At 63.5% G+C, this 19,493-nt stretch carries 19 protein-coding genes and 1 tRNA gene; 3 read left to right on the top strand and 17 right to left on the bottom strand.

The genetic code is table 11. The features are described from left to right. The first annotated feature begins 173 nt into the window (after positions 1 to 173). Positions 174 to 1,364, top strand: a complete 1,191-nt coding sequence (gene mnmA, locus LB516_RS27765; RefSeq protein WP_140713547.1) for a tRNA 2-thiouridine(34) synthase MnmA — start codon at positions 174 to 176, stop codon at positions 1,362 to 1,364. A gap of 43 nt (positions 1,365 to 1,407) precedes the next feature. Here the strand turns inward: mnmA and LB516_RS27770 are convergent, their stop codons facing one another. Further along, positions 1,408 to 2,373 (bottom strand): Gfo/Idh/MocA family protein, encoded by a 966-nt coding sequence (locus LB516_RS27770; RefSeq protein ID WP_015315992.1) that lies wholly within the window; start codon positions 2,371 to 2,373, stop codon positions 1,408 to 1,410. A 237-nt stretch (positions 2,374 to 2,610) separates the two neighbouring features. On the opposite strand from LB516_RS27770, the gene LB516_RS27775 reads away from it, so the two are divergent. Beyond that, positions 2,611 to 2,687 (top strand) — tRNA-Met (locus tag LB516_RS27775). 270 nt (positions 2,688 to 2,957) lie between these two features. Here LB516_RS27775 and fghA read toward each other — a convergent pair. The 8 genes from fghA to LB516_RS27815 all read right to left on the bottom strand — a co-directional run bounded on the left by fghA (position 2,958) and on the right by LB516_RS27815 (position 11,586). Beyond that, positions 2,958 to 3,794 carry an S-formylglutathione hydrolase gene (gene fghA / locus LB516_RS27780; RefSeq protein ID WP_224720740.1) on the bottom strand — a complete coding sequence of 279 codons (837 nt, stop codon included), beginning with the start codon at positions 3,792 to 3,794 and terminating at the stop codon, positions 2,958 to 2,960. A gap of 238 nt (positions 3,795 to 4,032) precedes the next feature. Further along, positions 4,033 to 4,779 carry a pyridoxal 4-dehydrogenase, SDR-type gene (pldH, locus tag LB516_RS27785; protein WP_224720741.1) on the bottom strand — a complete coding sequence of 249 codons (747 nt, stop codon included), beginning with the start codon at positions 4,777 to 4,779 and terminating at the stop codon, positions 4,033 to 4,035. 38 nt (positions 4,780 to 4,817) lie between these two features. Next, entirely contained in the window at positions 4,818 to 5,996 is a 1,179-nt protein-coding gene (ppaT, locus tag LB516_RS27790; RefSeq protein WP_224720742.1) for a pyridoxamine--pyruvate transaminase, read from the bottom strand. Positions 5,997 to 6,022: 26 nt separating this feature from the next. Further along, positions 6,023 to 6,829, bottom strand: coding sequence for a 4-pyridoxolactonase (gene pldA / locus LB516_RS27795; protein WP_224720743.1), 807 nt, complete (start codon positions 6,827 to 6,829; stop codon positions 6,023 to 6,025). A 48-nt stretch (positions 6,830 to 6,877) separates the two neighbouring features. After that, positions 6,878 to 7,813 carry a putative B6 ABC transporter permease subunit 1 gene (locus LB516_RS27800; RefSeq protein WP_224720744.1) on the bottom strand — a complete coding sequence of 312 codons (936 nt, stop codon included), beginning with the start codon at positions 7,811 to 7,813 and terminating at the stop codon, positions 6,878 to 6,880. Between the two features lie 3 nt (positions 7,814 to 7,816). Continuing rightward, a complete protein-coding gene (locus LB516_RS27805) occupies positions 7,817 to 8,914 on the bottom strand; it encodes a putative B6 ABC transporter permease subunit 2 (RefSeq protein ID WP_224720745.1) in 1,098 nt (365 codons plus the stop codon). Then, on the bottom strand, positions 8,911 to 10,479 hold the full coding sequence (locus LB516_RS27810) for a putative B6 ABC transporter ATP-binding protein (protein ID WP_224720746.1): 1,569 nt from the start codon (positions 10,477 to 10,479) through the stop codon (positions 8,911 to 8,913). Before LB516_RS27810 ends, LB516_RS27805 begins: the two co-directional genes overlap by 4 nt. 78 nt (positions 10,480 to 10,557) lie before the next feature. Then, positions 10,558 to 11,586 carry a putative B6 ABC transporter substrate-binding protein gene (locus tag LB516_RS27815; protein WP_140617628.1) on the bottom strand — a complete coding sequence of 343 codons (1,029 nt, stop codon included), beginning with the start codon at positions 11,584 to 11,586 and terminating at the stop codon, positions 10,558 to 10,560. A gap of 170 nt (positions 11,587 to 11,756) precedes the next feature. On the opposite strand from LB516_RS27815, the gene LB516_RS27820 reads away from it, so the two are divergent. Next, positions 11,757 to 12,110 (top strand): hypothetical protein, encoded by a 354-nt coding sequence (locus tag LB516_RS27820; protein ID WP_224720747.1) that lies wholly within the window; start codon positions 11,757 to 11,759, stop codon positions 12,108 to 12,110. Between the two features lie 35 nt (positions 12,111 to 12,145). Here the strand turns inward: LB516_RS27820 and LB516_RS27825 are convergent, their stop codons facing one another. From LB516_RS27825 to LB516_RS27860, 8 genes are all read right to left on the bottom strand, one after another. Continuing rightward, positions 12,146 to 13,156: an ABC transporter substrate-binding protein gene (locus tag LB516_RS27825; protein ID WP_224720748.1), complete on the bottom strand. Its 1,011-nt coding sequence runs from the start codon at positions 13,154 to 13,156 to the stop codon at positions 12,146 to 12,148. 38 nt (positions 13,157 to 13,194) lie between these two features. Next, entirely contained in the window at positions 13,195 to 14,010 is an 816-nt protein-coding gene (locus LB516_RS27830; protein ID WP_140823173.1) for an ABC transporter permease, read from the bottom strand. Then, complete coding sequence (locus tag LB516_RS27835; protein ID WP_140713531.1) at positions 14,007 to 14,837, bottom strand: ABC transporter ATP-binding protein; 831 nt, start codon at positions 14,835 to 14,837, stop codon at positions 14,007 to 14,009. The genes LB516_RS27830 and LB516_RS27835 overlap by 4 nt, the downstream gene beginning before the upstream one ends. A 60-nt stretch (positions 14,838 to 14,897) precedes the next feature. Continuing rightward, entirely contained in the window at positions 14,898 to 15,827 is a 930-nt protein-coding gene (gene fhmpcd1, locus LB516_RS27840) for a 5-formyl-3-hydroxy-2-methylpyridine 4-carboxylate 5-dehydrogenase (RefSeq protein WP_140721551.1), read from the bottom strand. Further along, the gene (locus LB516_RS27845; protein ID WP_224684167.1) at positions 15,827 to 17,464 is read right to left on the bottom strand and encodes a GMC family oxidoreductase; all 1,638 of its coding nucleotides are present in this window, start codon (positions 17,462 to 17,464) and stop codon (positions 15,827 to 15,829) included. The genes fhmpcd1 and LB516_RS27845 overlap by 1 nt, the downstream gene beginning before the upstream one ends. 114 nt (positions 17,465 to 17,578) lie before the next feature. Continuing rightward, positions 17,579 to 18,301 (bottom strand): class II aldolase/adducin family protein, encoded by a 723-nt coding sequence (locus LB516_RS27850; protein ID WP_140617623.1) that lies wholly within the window; start codon positions 18,299 to 18,301, stop codon positions 17,579 to 17,581. A gap of 73 nt (positions 18,302 to 18,374) precedes the next feature. After that, entirely contained in the window at positions 18,375 to 18,833 is a 459-nt protein-coding gene (locus LB516_RS27855) for a YbhB/YbcL family Raf kinase inhibitor-like protein (protein ID WP_015315976.1), read from the bottom strand. Positions 18,834 to 18,863: 30 nt separating this feature from the next. Further along, a complete protein-coding gene (locus LB516_RS27860) occupies positions 18,864 to 19,454 on the bottom strand; it encodes an amino acid synthesis family protein (protein WP_041163678.1) in 591 nt (196 codons plus the stop codon). Positions 19,455 to 19,493 lie beyond the last annotated feature (39 nt).

Genomic DNA, 19,493 nt, shown 5'->3' on the forward strand with positions numbered 1-19,493 from the left:
TAGTCTTTTAGCGGGCATTTGAAATATACGGCCGGAAGCCCCGTTTTAGCTGGGAGAAATGTGCCCGTTCGCAGCGTCCGCCACCCCGGGGTCGTCCTGCAAGCTGGCGCCGCATGAAAGCTTGACCTATATTCTCGACATTGGCATTTGAGCTGCCGCGAAATGAAAGCACCATGAACAGTCTCGACCTCCCCAGACGCCCCGAAGAGACCCGCGTCGTCGTCGCCATGTCGGGCGGCGTCGATTCATCAGTGGTCGCCGGCTTGTTGAAGCGCGAGGGCTACGATGTCGTCGGCGTCACCTTGCAGCTCTATGATCATGGTGCGGCAACGCATCGGGCCGGCTCATGCTGCGCCGGCCAGGACATCGACGATGCCCGTCGCGTTTCCGAGACGCTGGGTATTCCCCATTATGTGCTCGATTACGAGGAGCGGTTCCGCAAGGCGGTCATCGATCCGTTCGCCGAGAGCTACGTCGCCGGCGAAACCCCCATTCCTTGCGTTTCCTGCAACCAGACGGTCAAGTTCGCCGATCTCCTGGCCACGGCCAAGGATCTCGGCGCCGACGCGCTGGCCACCGGCCACTACATCCGCTCCGGCGCCAATGGCGCCCACCGGGCGCTTTACCGGCCGGTCGATGCCGACCGCGACCAGAGCTACTTCCTGTTCGCCACCACGCAGGCGCAGATCGACTACCTGCGCTTTCCGCTCGGCGGCCTGTCGAAGCCCCAGGTTCGCGCCATCGCCGAGGAGATGGGGCTGACGGTGGCCGCCAAGCAGGACAGCCAGGACATCTGCTTCGTGCCGCAAGGCAAATATTCCGACATCATCGCCAAGCTGAAGCCGACTGCCGCCAACCCAGGCGACATCGTTCATATCGACGGCCGTGTGCTCGGTCGCCACGAGGGCATTCTGCGCTACACGATCGGCCAGCGCCGTGGCATCGGCATCGCGTCCGGCGAGCCGCTCTATGTCGTCCATCTCGACGCCGAGCGCGCCCGTGTCGTGGTCGGCCCGCGCGAGGCGCTGGAGACGCACAAGATCTATCTGCGCAACATGAACTGGCTGGGAGACGGAGGCCTCGCCGATGTGCCCGCCGGCGGCATCGAGCTGTTCGCCAAGGTGCGCTCGACCAGGCCGCCACGGCCGGCCGTGCTGCGTCACGAGGCAGGTGTGGCCTCGGTCGAACTGGCCGACGGTGAATCCGGCATCGCGCCTGGACAGGCCTGCGTGCTCTATTCCGACGACGGCAACGAGGCCCGTGTCTTCGGCGGCGGCTTCATCGTGCGCTCCGAGCGCGGCGCCGAAGCCGAAGCGATGCTGAGCCGGCTGGCCGCGAAGCCGGCGCAAGTTCCCGCCGAGTAGCTCTCCCCTGCCAATCGTACCAGGAGTGCGGCGTAGCCTTCCCTCAGGCCGTGGATTTGGTGTGGGTGACGGTGCCGGCCGTCAGGATGCGCAGCACCCTGATCGCTTCCTCGCCGCTGGTGCGCGGTTCGGCGCGCGTTTCGATGCAGTGGATGAAGTGCTCCAGTTCGCGCGTCAGCGGCATGCCCTGGGCAACCGCGACATAGGACGGCTCATTGGTGGTGAATGCCCACTGGCCGCTGTCCTGCCACACGGCGTGGCGGTAGACCGCAAGCTTGCGCTCCCATGGCTCGACATCGTCGAACACCGCCATCGCCTTGGTGCCGACCACGGTCAGCCGCCGCTCGCGATAGGGGTTGAGCCGCGATGTGAAAAGATGGCTGCGCAGTCCGTTGGGAAAGCGCATGTGCAGATGCGCGAAATCGCTGAGATTGTCGAGGAGTGCCGCTCCCTCGCCGCGCACCTCGATCGGCTCGGTGCCGGTGATGGCCAGGATCATCGACAGATCGTGCGGCGCCAGGTCCCATAGCGCATCGTTCTCGGTATGGAACTTGCCGAGCCCCAGCCGGTGCGAATGGATGTAGCGGACCTCGCCGAGCTCGCCCTTGTCGATCAGCCCTTTCAACGTCTCGAAGGCGGGATGGAAACGCAGGACATGGCCGACCATGAACACGCGGCTATTGTCCTTGGCCGCCTGCACCGAGCGCTCGGCATCGGCCACCGTCAGCGCGATCGGCTTTTCCACCAGCACGTCCTTGCCGTTCTCGACGGCGCGCACGGCAAGATCGGCATGGAACTGCGGCGGCAAGGCCATGATGATGGCGTCGATGTCATCGCGGACGAACAGTTGGTCCGGCTCGATCGCCAGGCAGTCCTGTTCGCTGGCGAAACCTTCGGCGCGAGCCCGATTGGTGTCGGAAACCGCGTGCAATGCGCCGAGCGCCTTGAGGGTGCGGATGTGGTTGGAGCCCCAGTATCCGCAACCGAGGACTGCAATGCGCGGCTTCATCTGTTTCAAACTCTAAAAACTCGTGGCCGAGACATAGCGACGTGCCCCGTCGAACTCAACCCCGGTGGCACCAACCAGCTGTTCGTGCGGCAAAGCTTTTCCCCATCGAGAATAGCCCTGATATCGAATGCATCGAAGCTTGACAGGCTCGCCCTCCCAACCTTATATCCGCGCGACCTTGGCGAACGCCTCGAAATGCCTTTCGATTTAAGGCGGATTCGGGCCTGTCGCCGCCCTGGCGGGGTAGCTCAGTTGGTTAGAGCACGGGAATCATAATCCTGGGGTCGGGGGTTCAAGTCCCTCTCCCGCTACCAATTTCTAGAATAATTTCAGATACTAATGGGCTCCGGCGCCCGAGAACCTTGGCTCGGTTTGCTATCCAGGCAGCCATACCCGTTTGAGCGCGTAACGGTCGAGTTCGCGGCTGATTTCCGCGCCGCCGCGTCAGCATCAGCGTGCTCAGGCTCTTGCCCTGCGGATCCTGCGCCAGTGACATAGCCGAAGGCGCGGCCGACACCGCCTATGGGATGGCCTTGCCGGACCCGAACCCGATCCTCACGGAGTGAGTAGCCCCTGGCGTGCTCCTACTTGGCCAGCCGCGCGGCGTGCCACTTCAAATGGTCGTCCATGAAGGTCGAGATGAAATTATAGGAGTGATCGTAGCCTTCCTGCATGCGCAAGGTGAGCGCGATGCCGGACTTCTTGCAGGCGTCTTCGAGAAGCCATGGCCGCAGGCCGTCCTTGAGGAAGCCATCGGCGGTGCCCTGATCGACCAGGAATTCGCCGAAGCGGTGCCCGTCTTCGATCAGCGCTGTTGTATCGTAGGCGCGCCAGGATTTCTCGTCCTTGCCGAGATATTTTTCCAGAGCCGGCCGCGACCAGTCTGCCGTCATCGGCTGAACGATCGGTGCGAACGCCGAGCAACTTCTGAAGTGCTCGGAGTTCTTCAGCGCGATGGTCAGCGCGCCATGCCCGCCCATGGAGTGGCCAAAAATCGACTGGCGCTCCATATCGGCGGGGAACTGGCTGGCGACCAGGGCCGGCAGCTCGTCGACGATATAGGAGTGCATCCGGTAGTTCCTGGCGAAGGGCTGCTGCGTCGCGTCGAGATAGAAGCCGGCGCCCGAGCCGAACTGCCAATTATCCTTTTCGTCGGCCACACCCTCGCCGCGTGGGCTTGTGTCGGGGCAGACCACGATCAGGCCGAGCTCGGCCGCCAGACGCCGGTATTCGCCCTTGTCCATGACATTGGCATGAGTGCAGGTGAGGCCCGACAGATACCAGAGCACCGGCAGTGGCCCATCCTTGGCCTGCGGCGGCACGAAGACGGCAAAGGTCATGTCGCAGGCGCAGGCTTCGGAAGCGTGTGAATAAACACCTTGCACGCCGCCATGCGACTTGGACGTGGAAACGACTTTCATCAGCTCTGCCTTCTCGTCAAGAAATCCCGGCCCGGCATAGCGGCCGGATGCGTCGCTCGCAACCGCGAGCCGCTAATAAGTCCCGGCGGCGTTATCGAGGTGCACCCGATAATGCCGCCGGTAGACGCCAGGCTTTGCGAACACGCTGACCTAGCCGGGAGGCTGGAGGCCAGCGAAAAGCCAGACGTTTCGATGGCCGGCGATCGGGCCGGCAGGGCGCCGGACTTGACGATTGCCCTTAGTGCCTGATCATCCCGGCGTCGACATTCAGCGTCTGGCCGGTGATCCAGCGGGCGTCGTCGCTGGCCAGGAACGACACGACATCGGCGATATGTTCGGGCTGGCCCTTGCCCTTCATCGCCTGGAGCATCTCGACGAAGCCGAACGCCTCGTTGTGCGGGCTTGCCTTGACGCCATCGCTCTCGATCAGGCCGGGCGTCACCGCATTGGCCGTGATGTTGTACTTGCCAAGCTCGGTGGCCAGCGCCCGGGTGAAGCCAATGACGCCGCCCTTGGCCGCGACATAGGCCGCCATGTTCGGCGTGCCGGCAAAGAAGGTGTTGGAGGCGATGCTGATCACGCGTCCGGCCTTGCCCGCCGCCCGCATCTGGTCGGTCGCCGCGCGGGTGACGATGAAGGTCCCTGTCAGGTTGACGTCGATGATCTTGCGCCAATGGTCGAGGTCGACGTCGTCCCAGGCGACGAACGGCACGATGCTGGCATTGTTGACCAGGATGTCGACGCCGCCGGTGAGTGCCTGTATCTCGCCAAACAGCGCTTTCACCGAAGCCGGATCGGCAATATCGGCTGCAATCGCCTTCGCCTTGCCGCCGATTTCGGCGGCCGCGGCCTTGGCGCCCTCGGCATTGATGTCGCTGACGATGACGGTCGCGCCGTCGGCCGCCAGCCGCACCACGATCGCCTTGCCGATGCCTTGTGCCGCCCCCGTCACCAGCGCCGTCTTTCCCGCAAGCCGTTCCGTCATGAAATTTCTCCCTCGATGCGTGGTCTGTTGATGTCTGTTCAGGCGTCGGCGTCGATCACCGCCAGCGCCGCGTCGATGCCCTTGCCGACCACAAGCTTCTGGCCAGCCGCGTTCATGGCGCCGCCAAGCGCCGTCAGCGCCGCGATCGCATAGATCGGCTGTGCCGTCGGGCCCATATGGCCGATGCGTGTAAGCTTCCCCAAAGTTTCGCCGCGACCCGACGAAAACACCACGCCGTAGCGGGCGCGTGCTGCCTGGCGAAGTGCTTTCTCGTCGACACCGTCGGGTGTGCGAACAGCCGTGGTGCTCGGCGAGGCGATTGCATCGCTGGCGGCCCAGATCGACAGGCCCATGGCGACGACGCCGGCCCGCATGGCCTTGGCCGTCAGTGCATGGCGCGCCCAAACCGCTTCCGGTCCCTCGTTGAGATAGAGATCGAGCGCCACATCGAGGCCGTTCACTTCGGCCACCGAGGGCGTGAAGGGGAATGGCTTGTCGCGCGACCAGGCGTTCTCCCAGTCGACGATGCTCAGCATCGAGGCCCGGGGCGCCGCCTTGTTGGCCTTCATCTTGGCCCAGGCGCGGTCGCTGACCCCCATGATCGTCAGCGCTGGCGGCGCGCCAAGACATTTGCCCGGGCCGGTCACATAGATGTCGGCCTTGCAGTCGTCCGGATGCGTCTTCATGCCACCGAAAGACGAGACGGCATCGACGATCAGGTAACCGCCATGCGCCGACACCAGCGCGCCGATGGCATCGATCGGGTTGATCGTGCCCGACGGCGTGTCGTGATGGCAGACGGAGACGACAGTGATTTCCGGATGCGCCTTCAGCATGGCGGCAACCGCCTGCGGGTCGATCGCCTCATTGTAGGGCACTTCGATTTCGAGGAGATGCGGTGTATAGCGCTTCGCCCAATAGCCGAACCCCTTGCCGTAGACGCCCGAGGCAAGGTTGAGCACGACGTCGTCCGATGTGATCAACGACGCCGCCGCCGCCTCGAGACCCAGCACCGGCTCTCCGTGCAGGATGACTGGCTTGTTGGAAAGCCGCATCGCTTTTTGAGCCTTGTCGACGACCTTCTCGTAGAAGAGCTGGAAGGCCGGGTCATAGTCGTAGAGCACCGTGCGGCCGAGGCCTCGCAGCACCTCGGCATAGGCATTGACTGGCCCCGCCGTCAGCGTGAGGACCGGATCCGCGTGATCGGGATAGCGCATGGTCTTGGTCTCCGGATTGGCGGCGATCAGCCGTAGAACTGTGTGCCGGTTTTGTAGGTCTTGAAGTTGTCCATGTCGTGCGAGTACATCAGCTCGGCGCCGTGATCCTCGGCAAGTTTCTTCACCCTGCGCATCGAATTGACGCCCGCGACCGGGTCGATATGGAAGGCGGCCTGGCAAAGCGTTTCCAGGCTCTTCTGCGTGTAGGCGGCGTCGATCGTGAACATGATCGGCTTGCGCTTGGGAAACTCGACCAGAAGGCTGTAATGGCCGATCGAGTGGCCGGGGGTGGAGATCAGTTTCACGCCTTTTGCCAGTTCGATGTCACCTTCGATGCCCTCGAAAGTCGAGTTGGCCCGTGTCGTGCCTGCCAGCAGTTGCGCGGTCGCGCCACGTGCCTCCGCCGCTTCCGCCGAGAAGCTCAGGTCCGAATAACCGAGATGTTCGAAGGGCTGCGGATTGCAGGCTTGCGGCACCTCCGAACGGTGGCAGATCTTCTTGGCATGCGGAAAATACTTGTTGCCGCCGCAATGGTCGAAATGGAAGTGCGAGTTGACGACGACGTCGATGTCCTTCGGCTCCAGCCCGAGCAGCGCCAGCGCGCCGGGAATGGTCTGGTGCTTTTCCTGGATCGGCTTCTCGAAGGGCAGCACCGTCATGACGTGGTCGTAGTCATAGCCGGTATCGATGAGGAAGCGGCCCTCGGCATGCTCGATCAGGATCGAATAGACGGGGAAGCGCACTTCGCCGCCTGGGCCACGGTTCCAGAACACATGATAGCCGTCGAGGACAAGTGAGCCGCCGTCGAGCAGGTAGACCTTGGTATCCGACATTGTTGCCTCCTTTTCCGGCGCGGGTTCCATCCGCGCGTCTGGTTTTTCTCAGCGCGCCCCGCGCTCGTATGGAATGCCCAGTGCCGCCGGCAGGCTGGCCCGCCGCCCGAACAGCACCAGCATGATCATCACCGCCAGGAAGGGCAGCATCTGGATGACATCGGTCGGTATGTTGATGCCCGCCACCTGCATGGCCGTCGTCAGCGAAAGACAGACGCCGAACAGAAGAGCGCCGAACAGCACCCAGATCGGCCGTCCCCGCGCCAGCATGGCCAGCACGATGCCGAGAAAGCCGGCGCCATTGGTGATGAACGGAATGAACAGGCCCGCTCCGACATTGGCGAGATAGGCGCCGCCAAGCCCCGCCAGCGCGCCGGTCGTCAGCACCGCGATGGTGCGGGTCCTGATGACGTCGATGCCGGCGACATCGAGCGCGGCCGGCTTGTCGCCCGCTGCCTGCAGATTGAGACCGAGCTGCGTGCGGCGGTAGAGATAGCTCATGGCGAACACCAGGGCGACCGCCAGATAGACGATCAAGTGATGGCTGAAGAAGGCCGGGCCAATCACCGGAATGTCGGACAGCAGCGGAATGACGGTTGCGTCCGCCGCCGGCAGGCGAGGATAGCTGCGCGAGAACTGGAAATGATGGAGCAGCGCGGTCAGGCCTTCGAGGCCAAGCGTCAGCGCGATGCCGATGACGATCTGGTTCAGCCCGATGCGCACGCAAAGCAGCGCCATGATCAGCGCCACCGCGATGCCGCCCGCAGCGCCGGTGAGAAAGCCTAGCCACAGCGATCCCGAATAGAACGCGCCGACGAAGCCGAGATAAGCGCCGGCCAGCATCATGCCCTCGATGCCGATGTTGAGCACGCCGGCCTTTTCCGACATCTGCTCGCCGAGCCCGGCAAGCAGCAGCGGAATGGCGGCGGTGACGGCGCCAAACAGCAATGCGCTGAGAAAGACTTCGCTGAAGAGCCCGGTCATGCCCTACGCCTTTCTCGACTGATGATAACGGTGGTCGACATATTCGGCCAAGGCGAGCACGATCAGCACGATGGAGACCAGCACCAGCGTGAAGTGATTGGGCACGCCAAGCCGCCGCGCCGCGCTCTCGCCGCCGATCGACAATACGGAGAGCAGGAACACGAAGCCGATCGCGGCAAAGCCGTTCATGCGGGCGAGAAACACGGCCGGAATGACCGCCAGCCCATAGGCTGGATTCCAGTCGGCGCGAACATTGCCTTGCACGCCGATGATGTCGACAGCGCCGGCAAGGCCGGCGAGCCCGGCGGAAATGGCAAAGACGGCAATCGTCAGGCCGGGCACGCCCAGCCCCGCATGAACCGCGGCGCGCGGATTGGCGCCGACGATCCTCAGTTTCAGCCCGAATGCCGTACGCGTCATCACCAGATGCACGATGATGATTACCGCCAGGCCGAGCAGCAGGCCACTGGTGATGGTGGTTTCGAACAGGCGCGGCAGCCGGTCTTCCACCGGCAGCGTGCGGGTCTGCGGCACGGTCGTGCCGGGATCGCGAAACACCAGCTTGACCAGCACGTTGGCGAGCGACGTGCCGAGGAACGTCATCATCAGCGTGGTGATGATCTCGTTGACACCCTGATAGGCGCGCAGCAGCGCCGGCACCAGCGACCAGATCATGGCCACCAGCATGGCAATCAGGAACGCGCAGAACAACGCCAGCCAGGCTGGCATGACCTGCACCAGCACGGGAGCGCTGGCCGCCGCCGTGACGGCGCCGAGCAGGAACTGGCCGTCGCCGCCCAGATTCCACATGCCGGCGCGAAAGGCAACGATCAGGCCGGCGGCGAGAAACAGCAGTGGCGCCATGCGCGTCAGCGTCTGCTGGATGCCGAGCGGCGAGAAGAGGCCCTTCTCCAGCACATAGCCATAATAAGCGAGCGGGTCGACGCCGACGGCAAGCAGGATGCAGCCAGCGATGACGAGGGCGGCAAGGATCGGCCCTAGTGTCATCAGCAGCCGGTGCAACATGTCTCGCCGCGTGGCGGCGGCGCTCGTGGCATCGAGTGCGGTGGCGCCAGCGGTGGGTGCGGTGTCGATGCTCATGCGGCAAGTCCGATCATCAGGCGGCCGACCCTGGTACGGACGTCGTCGGCATTCGCCACGGTGCCGACCAGCGCGCCATTGGCAATGACGGCGATGCGGTCGCACATGCTGAGCAGTTCCTCGAGGTCAGTGGAGATCAAGAGTACGGCAAGACCCCGTGCAGCCGTGTCGCGGATGCGCTGGCGCGAGGCCAGCGTGTTGGCGAGATCGAGTCCATAGGTCGGCTTGTTGAAGATCACCACCTTGGCGCCTTCGGCCAGTTCCCGCGCCAGCAGCACCTTCTGGATGTTCCCGCCAGAAAGCCGCGCCACCGGCGTCTTCAAGCTTGGCGTGCGCACATCGTATTCGCGCACCAGTTCGGCGGCGCGTTTGTCGATCTCGGCGCGCTGCTCGACGCCGCTGCGCCAGAAGGGCGCCGCCCCGACCTGCTTGAGGAAGAAGTTGATGGAGACCGGGAACGTGCCGACGGTGCCCTCGCCCAGTCGGTCGTCGGTCAAATAGCGAAGACCGCGGTGGCGGCGTTCGCCGACACTCAGCGCTTCGATGGCGGTGCCCTCCAGCCGGACCGAACCGCTGGTCGCCACCCGTTGACCGGCCAGGGCCTCCGCCAATTGTTTCTGGCCGTTGCCATCAATGCCCGCGATGCCGAGGATCTCGCCCGGACGGATGTCGAAGGAGATCGACGACAGGCCGGGCGCATTGTCGGTCGGCGCGACCGTGAGATCCGCGACCTGAAGCAGAGGCGCGGCACTGGCATCGACCGCGCGGGCCGGACGTTCGACCGCTTCGGGATCGTCCTTCTGCTTGCCGAACATCAACTCCACGATCTCGGAAATAATCTCCTGCTCGCCGAGTGCGCGAAACCGCTCGGGCGGGATCTCACCCACCTTGCGGCCGAGCTTGAGAACCGAGATGCGGTCGCCGAAGGCGGCCGCCTCCTTGAGCTTGTGGGTGATGAAGACGATCGCCAATCCCTGTTCGACGAGGCGGCGCATCAGCGCGCCAAGTTCCTCAATGCCCTTCGGCGTCAGCATCGAGGTGGATTCGTCGAGGATCAGCAGCCGGCTGTTGCGCACCATGGCGCGCAGGATTTCGACTTGCTGCTGCTCACCGAGCGAAAGTTCCGAAACCTTGGCATGCAGTTTTACCGTGATGCCGAGGCTGCTGGTGATCTCGGCCACGCGGGCCGCAAGCTCTTCGGTCCTGGGACGCTGCCACCAGGGCCCGCCAAGAAGCAGGTTCTCGGCGACCGTCAGGGTGGGCACCAGCATCATGTGCTGGAACACCGTTCCGATGCCAAGCGCCAGCGCATGGCGTGGCGAGGTGATCGGCGTCGGCTTGCCGTCGACAAGTATGCGCCCCTCGTCCGGCTGCTGCAGGCCCGACAGCATGCCGATCAAGGTGGATTTTCCCGCGCCGTTCTCGCCGAGCAGTACATGCACCTCGCCAGGATGGATCGACAGGTCGACGCTGTCGTTGGCGACGATGCCGGGAAAGCGTTTGGTCACGGCTTCGAGCGCGACGATGTCGCGGCTGTCGACGGGCGATGAAGAAAGACTGCTCATGAAAGCCCAGCACTGGAAAACGGGAAATATCCGGAGGGGCGAACCGATCGCCCCTCCGGCAGCCGACTTCTGATCGCCTTACTGGGCGACGCTTGTCATCAGTGCCCTGACGGCGGCCGCGTCATAGACTGGCTCGACCTTGATCTTGCCGGAAATGACGTCCTCGCGCAGCGCCTGGATTTCGCTCCAGACCTTGTCGGGGATGGCGGCGGTCTTCAGCAACTGCACGGAATCGTCCTTGAGGCCGATCGAATAATGCTTGGTACCGAACGTGTCGGCTTTCAGGTCGGCGATCATCGCCGCGTAGACCGGTTCGATGTTCCACACCACCGACGACAGCAGGAAGCCCTTGTCGATTGGCGACTTGTCGCCGATGACGTCGATGAAATAGACCTTGCCGCCATCGGCGGCCTTGGTCGTCTCGACCGCCTGCAGCATGCCGAAGCTGGAGCCGTTGCCCTGGCCGAAAATGATGTCGGCGCCCGAGGCGATGACACTTTCGGTGACGCGCTTGCCGCCGGCAGCGTCACTGTAGGCGGCCGGCCCGATCACCGCATAGGTGATCTTGACGTCCGGGTTCTCCGCCTTCACCCCTTGCGCGAACGCCGCCGATTGCGAGTTCCACGATGGCGGTTCACCGGAGACGACGATGCCGACCGACTTCGAGCGCGACATCTTGGCGGCGAGACGGCCGGCCAGATAGGCGCCCTGGTGGCCGCTCAGCGTGTAGTCGGCGACGAGGCCTTTCTCCAGCCCGTTCGGCGTATCGACGATCGCTACCGGAACCTTCAGTTCCTTGGCGATCTCGGGTGCCGAGGTGTTGTAGCCGCTGGCATGCGCGATCAGCAGGCTGGCGCCGTCGGACGCGAGCTCGCGCAGCGTCGGACGGACATCGCCATAGCCGAGGCCCTGGGCCACGACCACCTCGACGCCGGCTGCCTTGCCGGCTGCCTTGGCGGCGTCGATGCCTTGCTGGTTCCAGCCATAGTCCGTGCCTTCTTCAGGCGTGAGGATGGCGATCGACTTGACTTCGCCGGCAAGCGCGCCGCCCATCAAGATACCAGACAGTATTAATGCACTTACGCTACCCTTCAGGATCTTTAACATGTTACCCTCTCTGTTTGATTTCCAATCAATATTTTTATTGTTATTGCGCACAAGCGAGATAGACTGCCTGAGAAAGCTACCCATGGAGCTCAGGCAAAGTGAAAATCCGTTATGTCCTCCCCGTGATGTTGGCGTTCACATCGCTTGCCAACGCCGTTGAGTTGCACCACGTGATCGTCCGCAAAGGCACCGACGGGCTCGATATGGTGCCGTTGACGATTTCGAATGCCGGCAAGGAAGGCGTGTCCTGCAACGCCGACTTCGCCCACTGGTATTCAGAAGGGATAGCGACGATAGAGCCGGGCATGAGCGCTCGCGTCGAACTCTGGTTCGATCCCAAGACCGGCACCTTCACCATCCTCAACGACAAGCGCGAAAACCTGCCGGTCGAGCGCCTGTGGTGTGGCCTCGCGGGTCGCGCATATGCCACGCGCGGGCAGATCGCGCTCGACCGAACCGATGCCGCCAAAGGCGAGCGCGAGGTGTCCTGCGGCATGGAGCAGGACAGCCTGGCATGCCGGTAGGCGCTCATTGATCGGTCCGTCCGGGCCATCGTGCCCTATTCCTTCGCCAGGAACTTGTCGGTGAAGACGTCGTCGGCCGATAGCGCGGCTTTAAGCACGCCCTGGTCGGTGAGCGTCTTCAGCGTTTCCTCCCACTGCGTCTTCGTCATCCAGCCGAGGCCGTGATCCTTGGTGTCGGGGCTGGTGAAGGTGGAGGCGATGTCGGCGTTGATCTGCGCCAGCAGCACATCCTTCTTGTCGGCATAGCCTGGAGCAGCCTTGGCAGTGATCTCGGCGGCTTCTTCCGGATGGGCGACAACATAGTCGAAGGCTTCCCTGTAGGCCTTGACGAAACGGGCGACGACGTCCGGCTTGTCCTTGATCATTGTCTCCGAGGTGAACAGGCCGGAGCCATAAGCCTTCCAGCCATGGTCGGCGCCCATCATGATGCTGAGCGAACCGGGACCGCCCGCCTTGGCTTCCAGTTCGGGAACCTCGGCGTCGACATAGCCGACCACCGTCTGGACCCGGCCGAGAAGCAGATAGCTTTCATAGGGCGGCGAGACGCTGTTCAGCGTCATGTCCTTTTCGGTCAGGCCGTTGGCCGCCAGGAAGCCCTTGAAGAAGATGTAGGTCGAGCCCGCTGGATGAATGCCGATGGTCAGGCCCTTGAGATCGGCCGGCTTGGTGAGCTTCACCGTCTTGGCGAGCGACATGATTGCCAGCGGCGAGTGCTGGTTGACGGCGGCCACCGCCACCACCGGAACGCTCTGCGAGCGGGCGACGGCGAGCGTGGGAAGATCGCCGAAACCGAAATCCGCGTTCCCGTTGCCCACCAGCCGCATGGCATCCGGCGAACCCGAACCCTTGCGGATTTCGGCAACGTCGATGTCGTTCTTGGCGAAGAAGCCTTTTTCCTTGCCGACGAAGAACATGGCGTGGTTGCCGCGCACCACCCAATCGAGTTGGACGGTGATCTTGTCAGCCGCCAGCGCTGCGTTCGAGAAGCCAAGCGCGCCGGCAAAGGCCGCAAGCGTGGCTACCTTGATTAGTGAGCGTCTCAGCATTTTTGTTCCCTTTTATTGACGGTGGTTGATCGAGAGGCCTAGGCCTGGCTGAATTTCGGTGCCCATGGCACCACGATGCGTTCGAGGATTTCGGCGGCGTAGTAGAAGGCGATGCCGAGCACGGAGACGAGCAGCAGCGCCGCGAAGACCAGCGCGGTGTCGAGCTGGGTCGAGGCGAACTGGATGACGTAGCCCAAGCCGTCCGAGGCACCGGCGAATTCGCCGACGATGGCGCCGATCACGCTCAGCGTGGCCGCGATCTTGGTTCCCGCCATCAGGTTCGGCAGCGAATGCGGAACGCGGATCCTGAACAGGATCTGCGTCGGGCTGGCGCCGACCGAGTTCATCAGCGACAGCAGCGAGCGATCGACCGACTGCATGCCGGCCAGCATCGACAATGTCACCGGGAAGAAGGCGATGACCAGGATCAGGCCGATCTTGGGCGCGAGCCCATAGCCGAACCAGAGAATGAAGATCGGCGCCAGCGCCACCTTCGGCACGTTCTGGAACAACACCACCAGCGGATAAAGCGCTCGCCCCAGCCAGTCGAAGCGCACGATGACCAGCGCAATGGCGACGCCGACCACGACGGAGACAAGGAACCCGAACAGGATCTCGCCTGCCGTCACCAGCGTCGCCTGCATCAGCGTTGCCCATTGCGCGACCAGCGATTGCGCGATTTCGGACGGAGCGGGAATGATGAAGGCGGAGATAGCGAAAATCCGCACCACGGCTTCCCATACGACGATCGTCGCCAGCAAAAGTATGACCGCCGGCAGCCAGCTCCCGGTCGCGGCCACCCAACTCGAGGCAAGCCGCGAGTCGGAGGGATTGGTGATGGGCTGATCGCTCATGACGCGCCTCCCGGTTGGTGGCTGGCGCGCAGCATCGTGCGCAGTTGAACCACCAGCCTGACGAACTCCGGATCTTCCGTCACCGACAGATCGCGCGGGTAGGGCAGGCCAATATCGAGGCTTTCGGTGATCCGGCCGGGCTTGATCCCCAACACATGAACATGGCGAGACAAATGAATGGCTTCGTCGATGGAGTGGGTGACAAGAACGATGGTCTTGCCGGTGCGCTGCCAGATCTCCAGCAGCGACTGACCCATCTGGTCGCGGGTAATGGCGTCGAGCGCGCCGAACGGCTCGTCCATCAGCAGCACCGCCGGATCGAGCGCCAACGCCCGCGCGATGGCGACGCGCTGGCGCATGCCGCCCGACAATTCGTTCGGACGCTTGTGGGCGCTGTCGCCCAGGCCCACCAGCTCAAGCATCTCCTGTCCGCGCGTCCGTAGTTGTGCGCGCGAAAGCGACTTGTCGGCGATTCCGAGCAGCATGGAAGCGTTGTCGACGGCGTTCTTCCACGGCAAAAGGTTGGCGTCCTGGAAGACGAGGCCGATCATGCGCTTGCGCGCCGCCTCGACCGGCGAAAGCCCGGCGATCGAAACGCTGCCGCTTGTCGGATTTACAAGTCCGGCCAGAACCTTGAGCAAGGTGCTCTTGCCGCAACCGGAAGGACCAATGAGAGAAACAAACGATCCCTTCGGTACCGAAAGATCGATGTTCTGCAGAACCAATTGCCTGGCCATGACCACCGAAACGCCCTTGGCGGAGATCAGGTCGTCGTGACGTATATGGGCCGGCCGGCCACCGGCTGCCCGGATGGTTTCAACACGCATGGCTTGGCCCTCCATGCGGTACCCCAACCCGACCGGGCTTGTGAGCACGATGTGCCATGGCTACTCCCGGCCCTCCAGGATGCGCCGCACCGCGACGAGCTTGCGCGCCCGTTCGCCTTGCAGCGCCTTTGTCTGCTCGGGCGTGTAGGAGAACATGCCCTCCCCCGACTTGATGCCGAGCTTCGACGCGTTCGTCTTTTCCAGCACCATCGGCGCGACATCGTCGCGATTGGAGAGATCGGCGTTGAGGAAGGACGAGACGGACTTGTAGATATCGAGGCCCGCCATATCGAGCAGCGCCATCGGCCCGATCACCGCGATCTTGTAGCCGATGCCCCAGGACACGCAGGTATCGAGATCTTCCGGCTCGATGACACCGCGCTCGACAAGGTCGACCGCCTCGCGCAGCAACGCATAGAGCACGCGGTTTTCGACGAAGCCCGGAACATCCTTCTTCACCACCACCGGCAAGAGGCCGATCGAGCGGATCAGGTCGCGAATCGTCGTCACGATATGCGGCGCGGTCTTTTCGCCTGCGATCACCTCGATCATCGGGATGATGTGCGGCGGGTTCGACCAGTGCATGCCCACCATCCGCTCGGGATGGGAGATGTGCGCCTGCAGCTTGGTGATCGGGATGCCCGACGTGTCGGACGCGACGATCGTGTCCGATGCGATCAGGCTGTCGATCGTGCGATAGACATCGGCCTTGATCGAAATGTTTTCAGGAACGTTCTCGATGACGAGGTCGGCGCCCGATACCGCGTCTGCGATGTCATCCGTGAAGCGGACCGTTCCGGCGCCGGCCGGTGGCGCCGCGATACCCAGGGCGTCGAGAACGCTCTCGGCCACGCCCAGCATGGACCCCGCGCGCTCGATCGCAGCCGGGGCAACGTCGTAGGCGACGACCTGCAGGCCGCCCCTGGCGAGCCGGGCGGCCATGCCAGGCCCCATCGTACCCAGACCGATGATGGCGATACGCTGGATCATTATGCTGCCCTGCTTTGCGTTGCCGCTTTTGATGCCGCGAGGAGATCGGCGGCTTTCTCGGCAATCATGATCACCGCCGCGTTGATGTTTCCGCAGACCAGGTCGGGCATGACGGAAGCGTCCACCACCCTCAGGCCGTCGACGCCACGAAGCCGCAATTGCGGGTCGACGACCGAGGCCGCGTCGGCGCCCATCCGGCAGGTTCCCGCCGGGTGATGCACGGTGATGGACGTCTTGCGGATATGTTCATCGATCTCGTCGTCGCTCTGGCACTTCGGGCCAGGGAAAAACTCCGCCTCGATGAAGGGCTGCATGGAGGGTTGCGACGCGAGGTCCCTCGCCACTCGGAAGCCGGCCCGAAGCGAGGCCCAGTCCTTCGGCGAGGCGAGGAAATTCTGGTGGATCAGTGGCGCCGCGAGAGGATCGGCCGAGGCCAATTTCACCGCGCCCCGGCTTTCAGGCTGCGTCGCCACGATCCGTGTGGCGAACCCGTCCGGAAACGGCGCCTTGAACGGCTCGAAATACGGCCACGCGGCGAGCGGGGCGGCCGTGAACAGCAGTTGCACATCCGGCAACGGACGCTCCGGGCCGCTTTTCAGGAACGCGACGACCCCACCGGGCACATCTCCCGAGAAACCTCGTCCCGTGAAGTAGGTCTTGGCGAAATCGAACCCGATCCGGTCGGCACGCATGTTGCGAAGGAAAGGGCCGCCCGGCCCCCGGCGCCGGTACATGAGAATGACCGAGACGTGATCCTGCAGGTTCTTGCCGACCGCCGGCAGGTTGACCCGCGTCTGGATACCGTGCGTCGCGAGTTCCTCTGGCGCCCCTATGCCGGACAGCATCAGAAGTTGCGGCGTGTTGATGACGCCGCCCGAGAGCAGGACTTCCCTGCGGGCGACGACCGACCGTTGGCCGCCGCCATGGTTCACAACCACCCCGGTGGCGCGTGTGCCCTCCAGCGTGATCTTCGTCGCCGTCGCTCCGGTCAGCACGGTCAAATTGGGCCGCTTCAGGGCTGGCCGCAGATAGGCGGACGCGGTCGAGCTGCGCCGACCTTTCGAGATTGTCATCTGGAGGCGGCCGAAACCTTCCTGCCGCTCACCATTGTAGTCGTCCGTCTGTGGATATCCTGCCTCCACGCTGGCCTGCGCAAACGCGTCGATCAGCGGGTCCTTGTAACGGCAGAACTGGGTGCTGACCGGACCATTGCCGCCGCGAAAGTGGCTCGCGCCTCCTTCCCAGCTCTCCTGCTTGCGGAAATAGGGCAGCACCTTGTCGTACGACCAGTCATGGAGCCCGCTGGCCGCCCAACGGTCGTAATCGCCGCGATTTCCCCGCACATAGGCCATGGCGTTGGTCGACGACGACCCGCCGATCACCTTGCCGCGGGCGCACTCGACCCTGCGTCCGCCGACATTGTCTTCCGGTTCGCAGAAATACATCCAGTCGTGACGTCGCTCGGTCAGGATCTTGCCCCAGCCAAGCGGGATGTGGATCATGGGGTCGCGATCCCAGCCGCCGGCCTCGAGCAGCAGCACCGAACATCCGGGATCGGCGCTCAGCCGGTTGGCGAGCACGCAACCGGCCGATCCGGCCCCAACGATGATGTAGTCGTAACTTTCCGCGTGCGGCATGGTGCGTTTCATTGCCTTGGTCCGGCGCTCCTGCGCCAGGGAACTATTGAAACCCGAGCCTGGACCATCCCGGCCAGGGCCGGATGGACTAGGTATTCCTCAAGGCGGCCGGCACTAGGCCAGGCCGGCCTCTCTCAGACGCTGCGACCAGTGATTCCATCCTCGATCGATCTGGGCGCCGACGAGTTTTCCTGCCGTCTTTATCTCGCCCGGCGACAGATATTTGATGTTGCCGATCCGCAGGCCGGCCGTGAGCGCTGCCGCTTCCTGCTCGAGATAGAACGCCCGGAAGACGACCTCACGCACGGAGTTGCCGACATTGACGACGCCATGCCGCGCCATGAGCACCACTGTCTGGTTGCCGAGACTTTCGGCGATATCAGCGCAGATCCCGGGGCTGCCGCCGAAGAGATCCGTCTCGTCGCCATTCTTGTCGCGAATCTCGTAGACCGGGACTTTCTCGCCGATGAAAGCTCCCATGTGGGTGACCGGCCGAAGCGGCGTATCGACGAAGCAGTACGGCAGGACAGCCGGAGAATGAGTGTGGAGCACACACTGGACGTCGGGCCGCGCCTTGTAGATCTCGCTGTGGATGTAGCGCTCAAGATAGGACGGGCGATTGTCCGACGTCTCGCCGTCGAGATTGAAACGCTGGATGTCGTCGACGGTTATCAGGCTCGGAGCAAGCTTCTGGGCCAGGAAGAAGCTTTGGGGATCCTGGGGGTCACGGGCACTGATGTGCCCGAACGTATCCATGATGCCTTCGTTCAGAAGGATCTTCGTCGCCGTGACCAGCTCTTCGAAGACGGTCTGGTGTGCTGGGCTGTTGTCTTTCATTTCCAAATTCTCCCATTGCGCGGCGCTGGCGACCATTTTTATTCTTAGTTATCGGTCGCCGGCGTCGCGGATTTCACTTGTTTTCGTAGAGGCCAACGATCCGGTTTTGCTCGATGATGTTCCCGGCATATTTCTGCAGGAACTCCTCCCTGGTAGGCGTCCCTTCGACCTTGGTGTCCAGGGCATAGACCCAGAAGTAATAGTGATGTTCTCCATGGCCTGCGGGCGGCTGGGGCCCGTAATACTGCTTGCCGCCGGCGCCGTTTGGCCCGACGCGAAACTTTTCCTGCGCGTCCGAAAGATCGGTGGTCGACGGATCGATGCCGTAGACGACCCAATGGGTGAAGCCGTTGGGCAAGGGCGCGTCGGGATCATGGCAGATGACCGCGAGTTCCTTCGTGCCCGCGGGGACGCCGCTGACCGTAAGCCTGGGCAACACATTGCCTTTGTCGCCGGCATGCTCGTCGCGCAACTTCCCGAGCGGCTTGAAATCCGCCGACGTAATCTTGAGGTCCTTGATGTTCAGGGGCATGGAATTCGTCCTTCGCCAATTTCGATCGAACTAGACACCGGCCTTGAGGTCGGCGACGGATTTGCCCCCGACGCGCTGATGAACGCGCGGACCCGATGCGACGGCCACGCAGATCAAAAGCTCATCGGGGCGCGGGCCATCCGGCACCGAAAATGTGACGGCATCATAGTGGGAACGGATGTAGAGCTCGTCCTTGTGGGCAAGCGGGATATCGATGGATGTGCCGGCTGCGGCGACCTTGCTGACCGACGAGATCCAGGCCTTGCCGCCGCCCACTTGCTGGCGCAGCGGATCTCCGAACACCGTGGTGATGCAGGCGACGACATGTTCCTGCTCGCCGGATGTGCCCGCGATACCGCCTTTGCCATAGCTTTCGACCGGCCTGTTGCCGAGCAGCGCCACCGCCCGCTCGCCGAGCGCATGACCGATGGCTGAACTGGGATTGGTCAGGTCGGACAGTTCGGCGACGAACTTTCCGGCGAACGGATTGCGGATGACCACGCCAGTCGCGACTTTGACGAGGGTCTCGCCAGGCTGGCCGCCATCATGCCGGCTTTCCTGGACCGAGGCGTACCACCCCCTGACATCGTAATCCCGTTCGACTTCACTGGAATAGTTCATCTTTATCTCCTGAAGGGAGCGCAGCTTGCGCGCGCGCCG

The organism is Mesorhizobium sp. CO1-1-7 (assembly GCF_020164885.1).
GTDB classification, from domain to species: Bacteria; Pseudomonadota; Alphaproteobacteria; order Rhizobiales; family Rhizobiaceae; genus Mesorhizobium; species Mesorhizobium australicum.

What these genes read in the sequence shown, in the direction of transcription:
- mnmA (WP_140713547.1), top strand. Translation starts at nt 174, where the DNA reads ATGAACAGTCTCGACCTCCCCAGACGCCCCGAAGAGACCCGCGTCGTC.
- LB516_RS27770 (WP_015315992.1), bottom strand. Translation starts at nt 2,373, where the DNA reads ATGAAGCCGCGCATTGCAGTCCTCGGTTGCGGATACTGGGGCTCCAAC.
- fghA (WP_224720740.1), bottom strand. Translation starts at nt 3,794, where the DNA reads ATGAAAGTCGTTTCCACGTCCAAGTCGCATGGCGGCGTGCAAGGTGTT.
- pldH (WP_224720741.1), bottom strand. Translation starts at nt 4,779, where the DNA reads ATGACGGAACGGCTTGCGGGAAAGACGGCGCTGGTGACGGGGGCGGCA.
- ppaT (WP_224720742.1), bottom strand. Translation starts at nt 5,996, where the DNA reads ATGCGCTATCCCGATCACGCGGATCCGGTCCTCACGCTGACGGCGGGG.
- pldA (WP_224720743.1), bottom strand. Translation starts at nt 6,829, where the DNA reads ATGTCGGATACCAAGGTCTACCTGCTCGACGGCGGCTCACTTGTCCTC.
- LB516_RS27800 (WP_224720744.1), bottom strand. Translation starts at nt 7,813, where the DNA reads ATGACCGGGCTCTTCAGCGAAGTCTTTCTCAGCGCATTGCTGTTTGGC.
- LB516_RS27805 (WP_224720745.1), bottom strand. Translation starts at nt 8,914, where the DNA reads ATGAGCATCGACACCGCACCCACCGCTGGCGCCACCGCACTCGATGCC.
- LB516_RS27810 (WP_224720746.1), bottom strand. Translation starts at nt 10,479, where the DNA reads ATGAGCAGTCTTTCTTCATCGCCCGTCGACAGCCGCGACATCGTCGCG.
- LB516_RS27815 (WP_140617628.1), bottom strand. Translation starts at nt 11,586, where the DNA reads ATGTTAAAGATCCTGAAGGGTAGCGTAAGTGCATTAATACTGTCTGGT.
- LB516_RS27825 (WP_224720748.1), bottom strand. Translation starts at nt 13,156, where the DNA reads ATGCTGAGACGCTCACTAATCAAGGTAGCCACGCTTGCGGCCTTTGCC.
- LB516_RS27830 (WP_140823173.1), bottom strand. Translation starts at nt 14,010, where the DNA reads ATGAGCGATCAGCCCATCACCAATCCCTCCGACTCGCGGCTTGCCTCG.
- LB516_RS27835 (WP_140713531.1), bottom strand. Translation starts at nt 14,837, where the DNA reads ATGCGTGTTGAAACCATCCGGGCAGCCGGTGGCCGGCCGGCCCATATA.
- fhmpcd1 (WP_140721551.1), bottom strand. Translation starts at nt 15,827, where the DNA reads ATGATCCAGCGTATCGCCATCATCGGTCTGGGTACGATGGGGCCTGGC.
- LB516_RS27845 (WP_224684167.1), bottom strand. Translation starts at nt 17,464, where the DNA reads ATGCCGCACGCGGAAAGTTACGACTACATCATCGTTGGGGCCGGATCG.
- LB516_RS27850 (WP_140617623.1), bottom strand. Translation starts at nt 18,301, where the DNA reads ATGAAAGACAACAGCCCAGCACACCAGACCGTCTTCGAAGAGCTGGTC.
- LB516_RS27855 (WP_015315976.1), bottom strand. Translation starts at nt 18,833, where the DNA reads ATGCCCCTGAACATCAAGGACCTCAAGATTACGTCGGCGGATTTCAAG.
- LB516_RS27860 (WP_041163678.1), bottom strand. Translation starts at nt 19,454, where the DNA reads ATGAACTATTCCAGTGAAGTCGAACGGGATTACGATGTCAGGGGGTGG.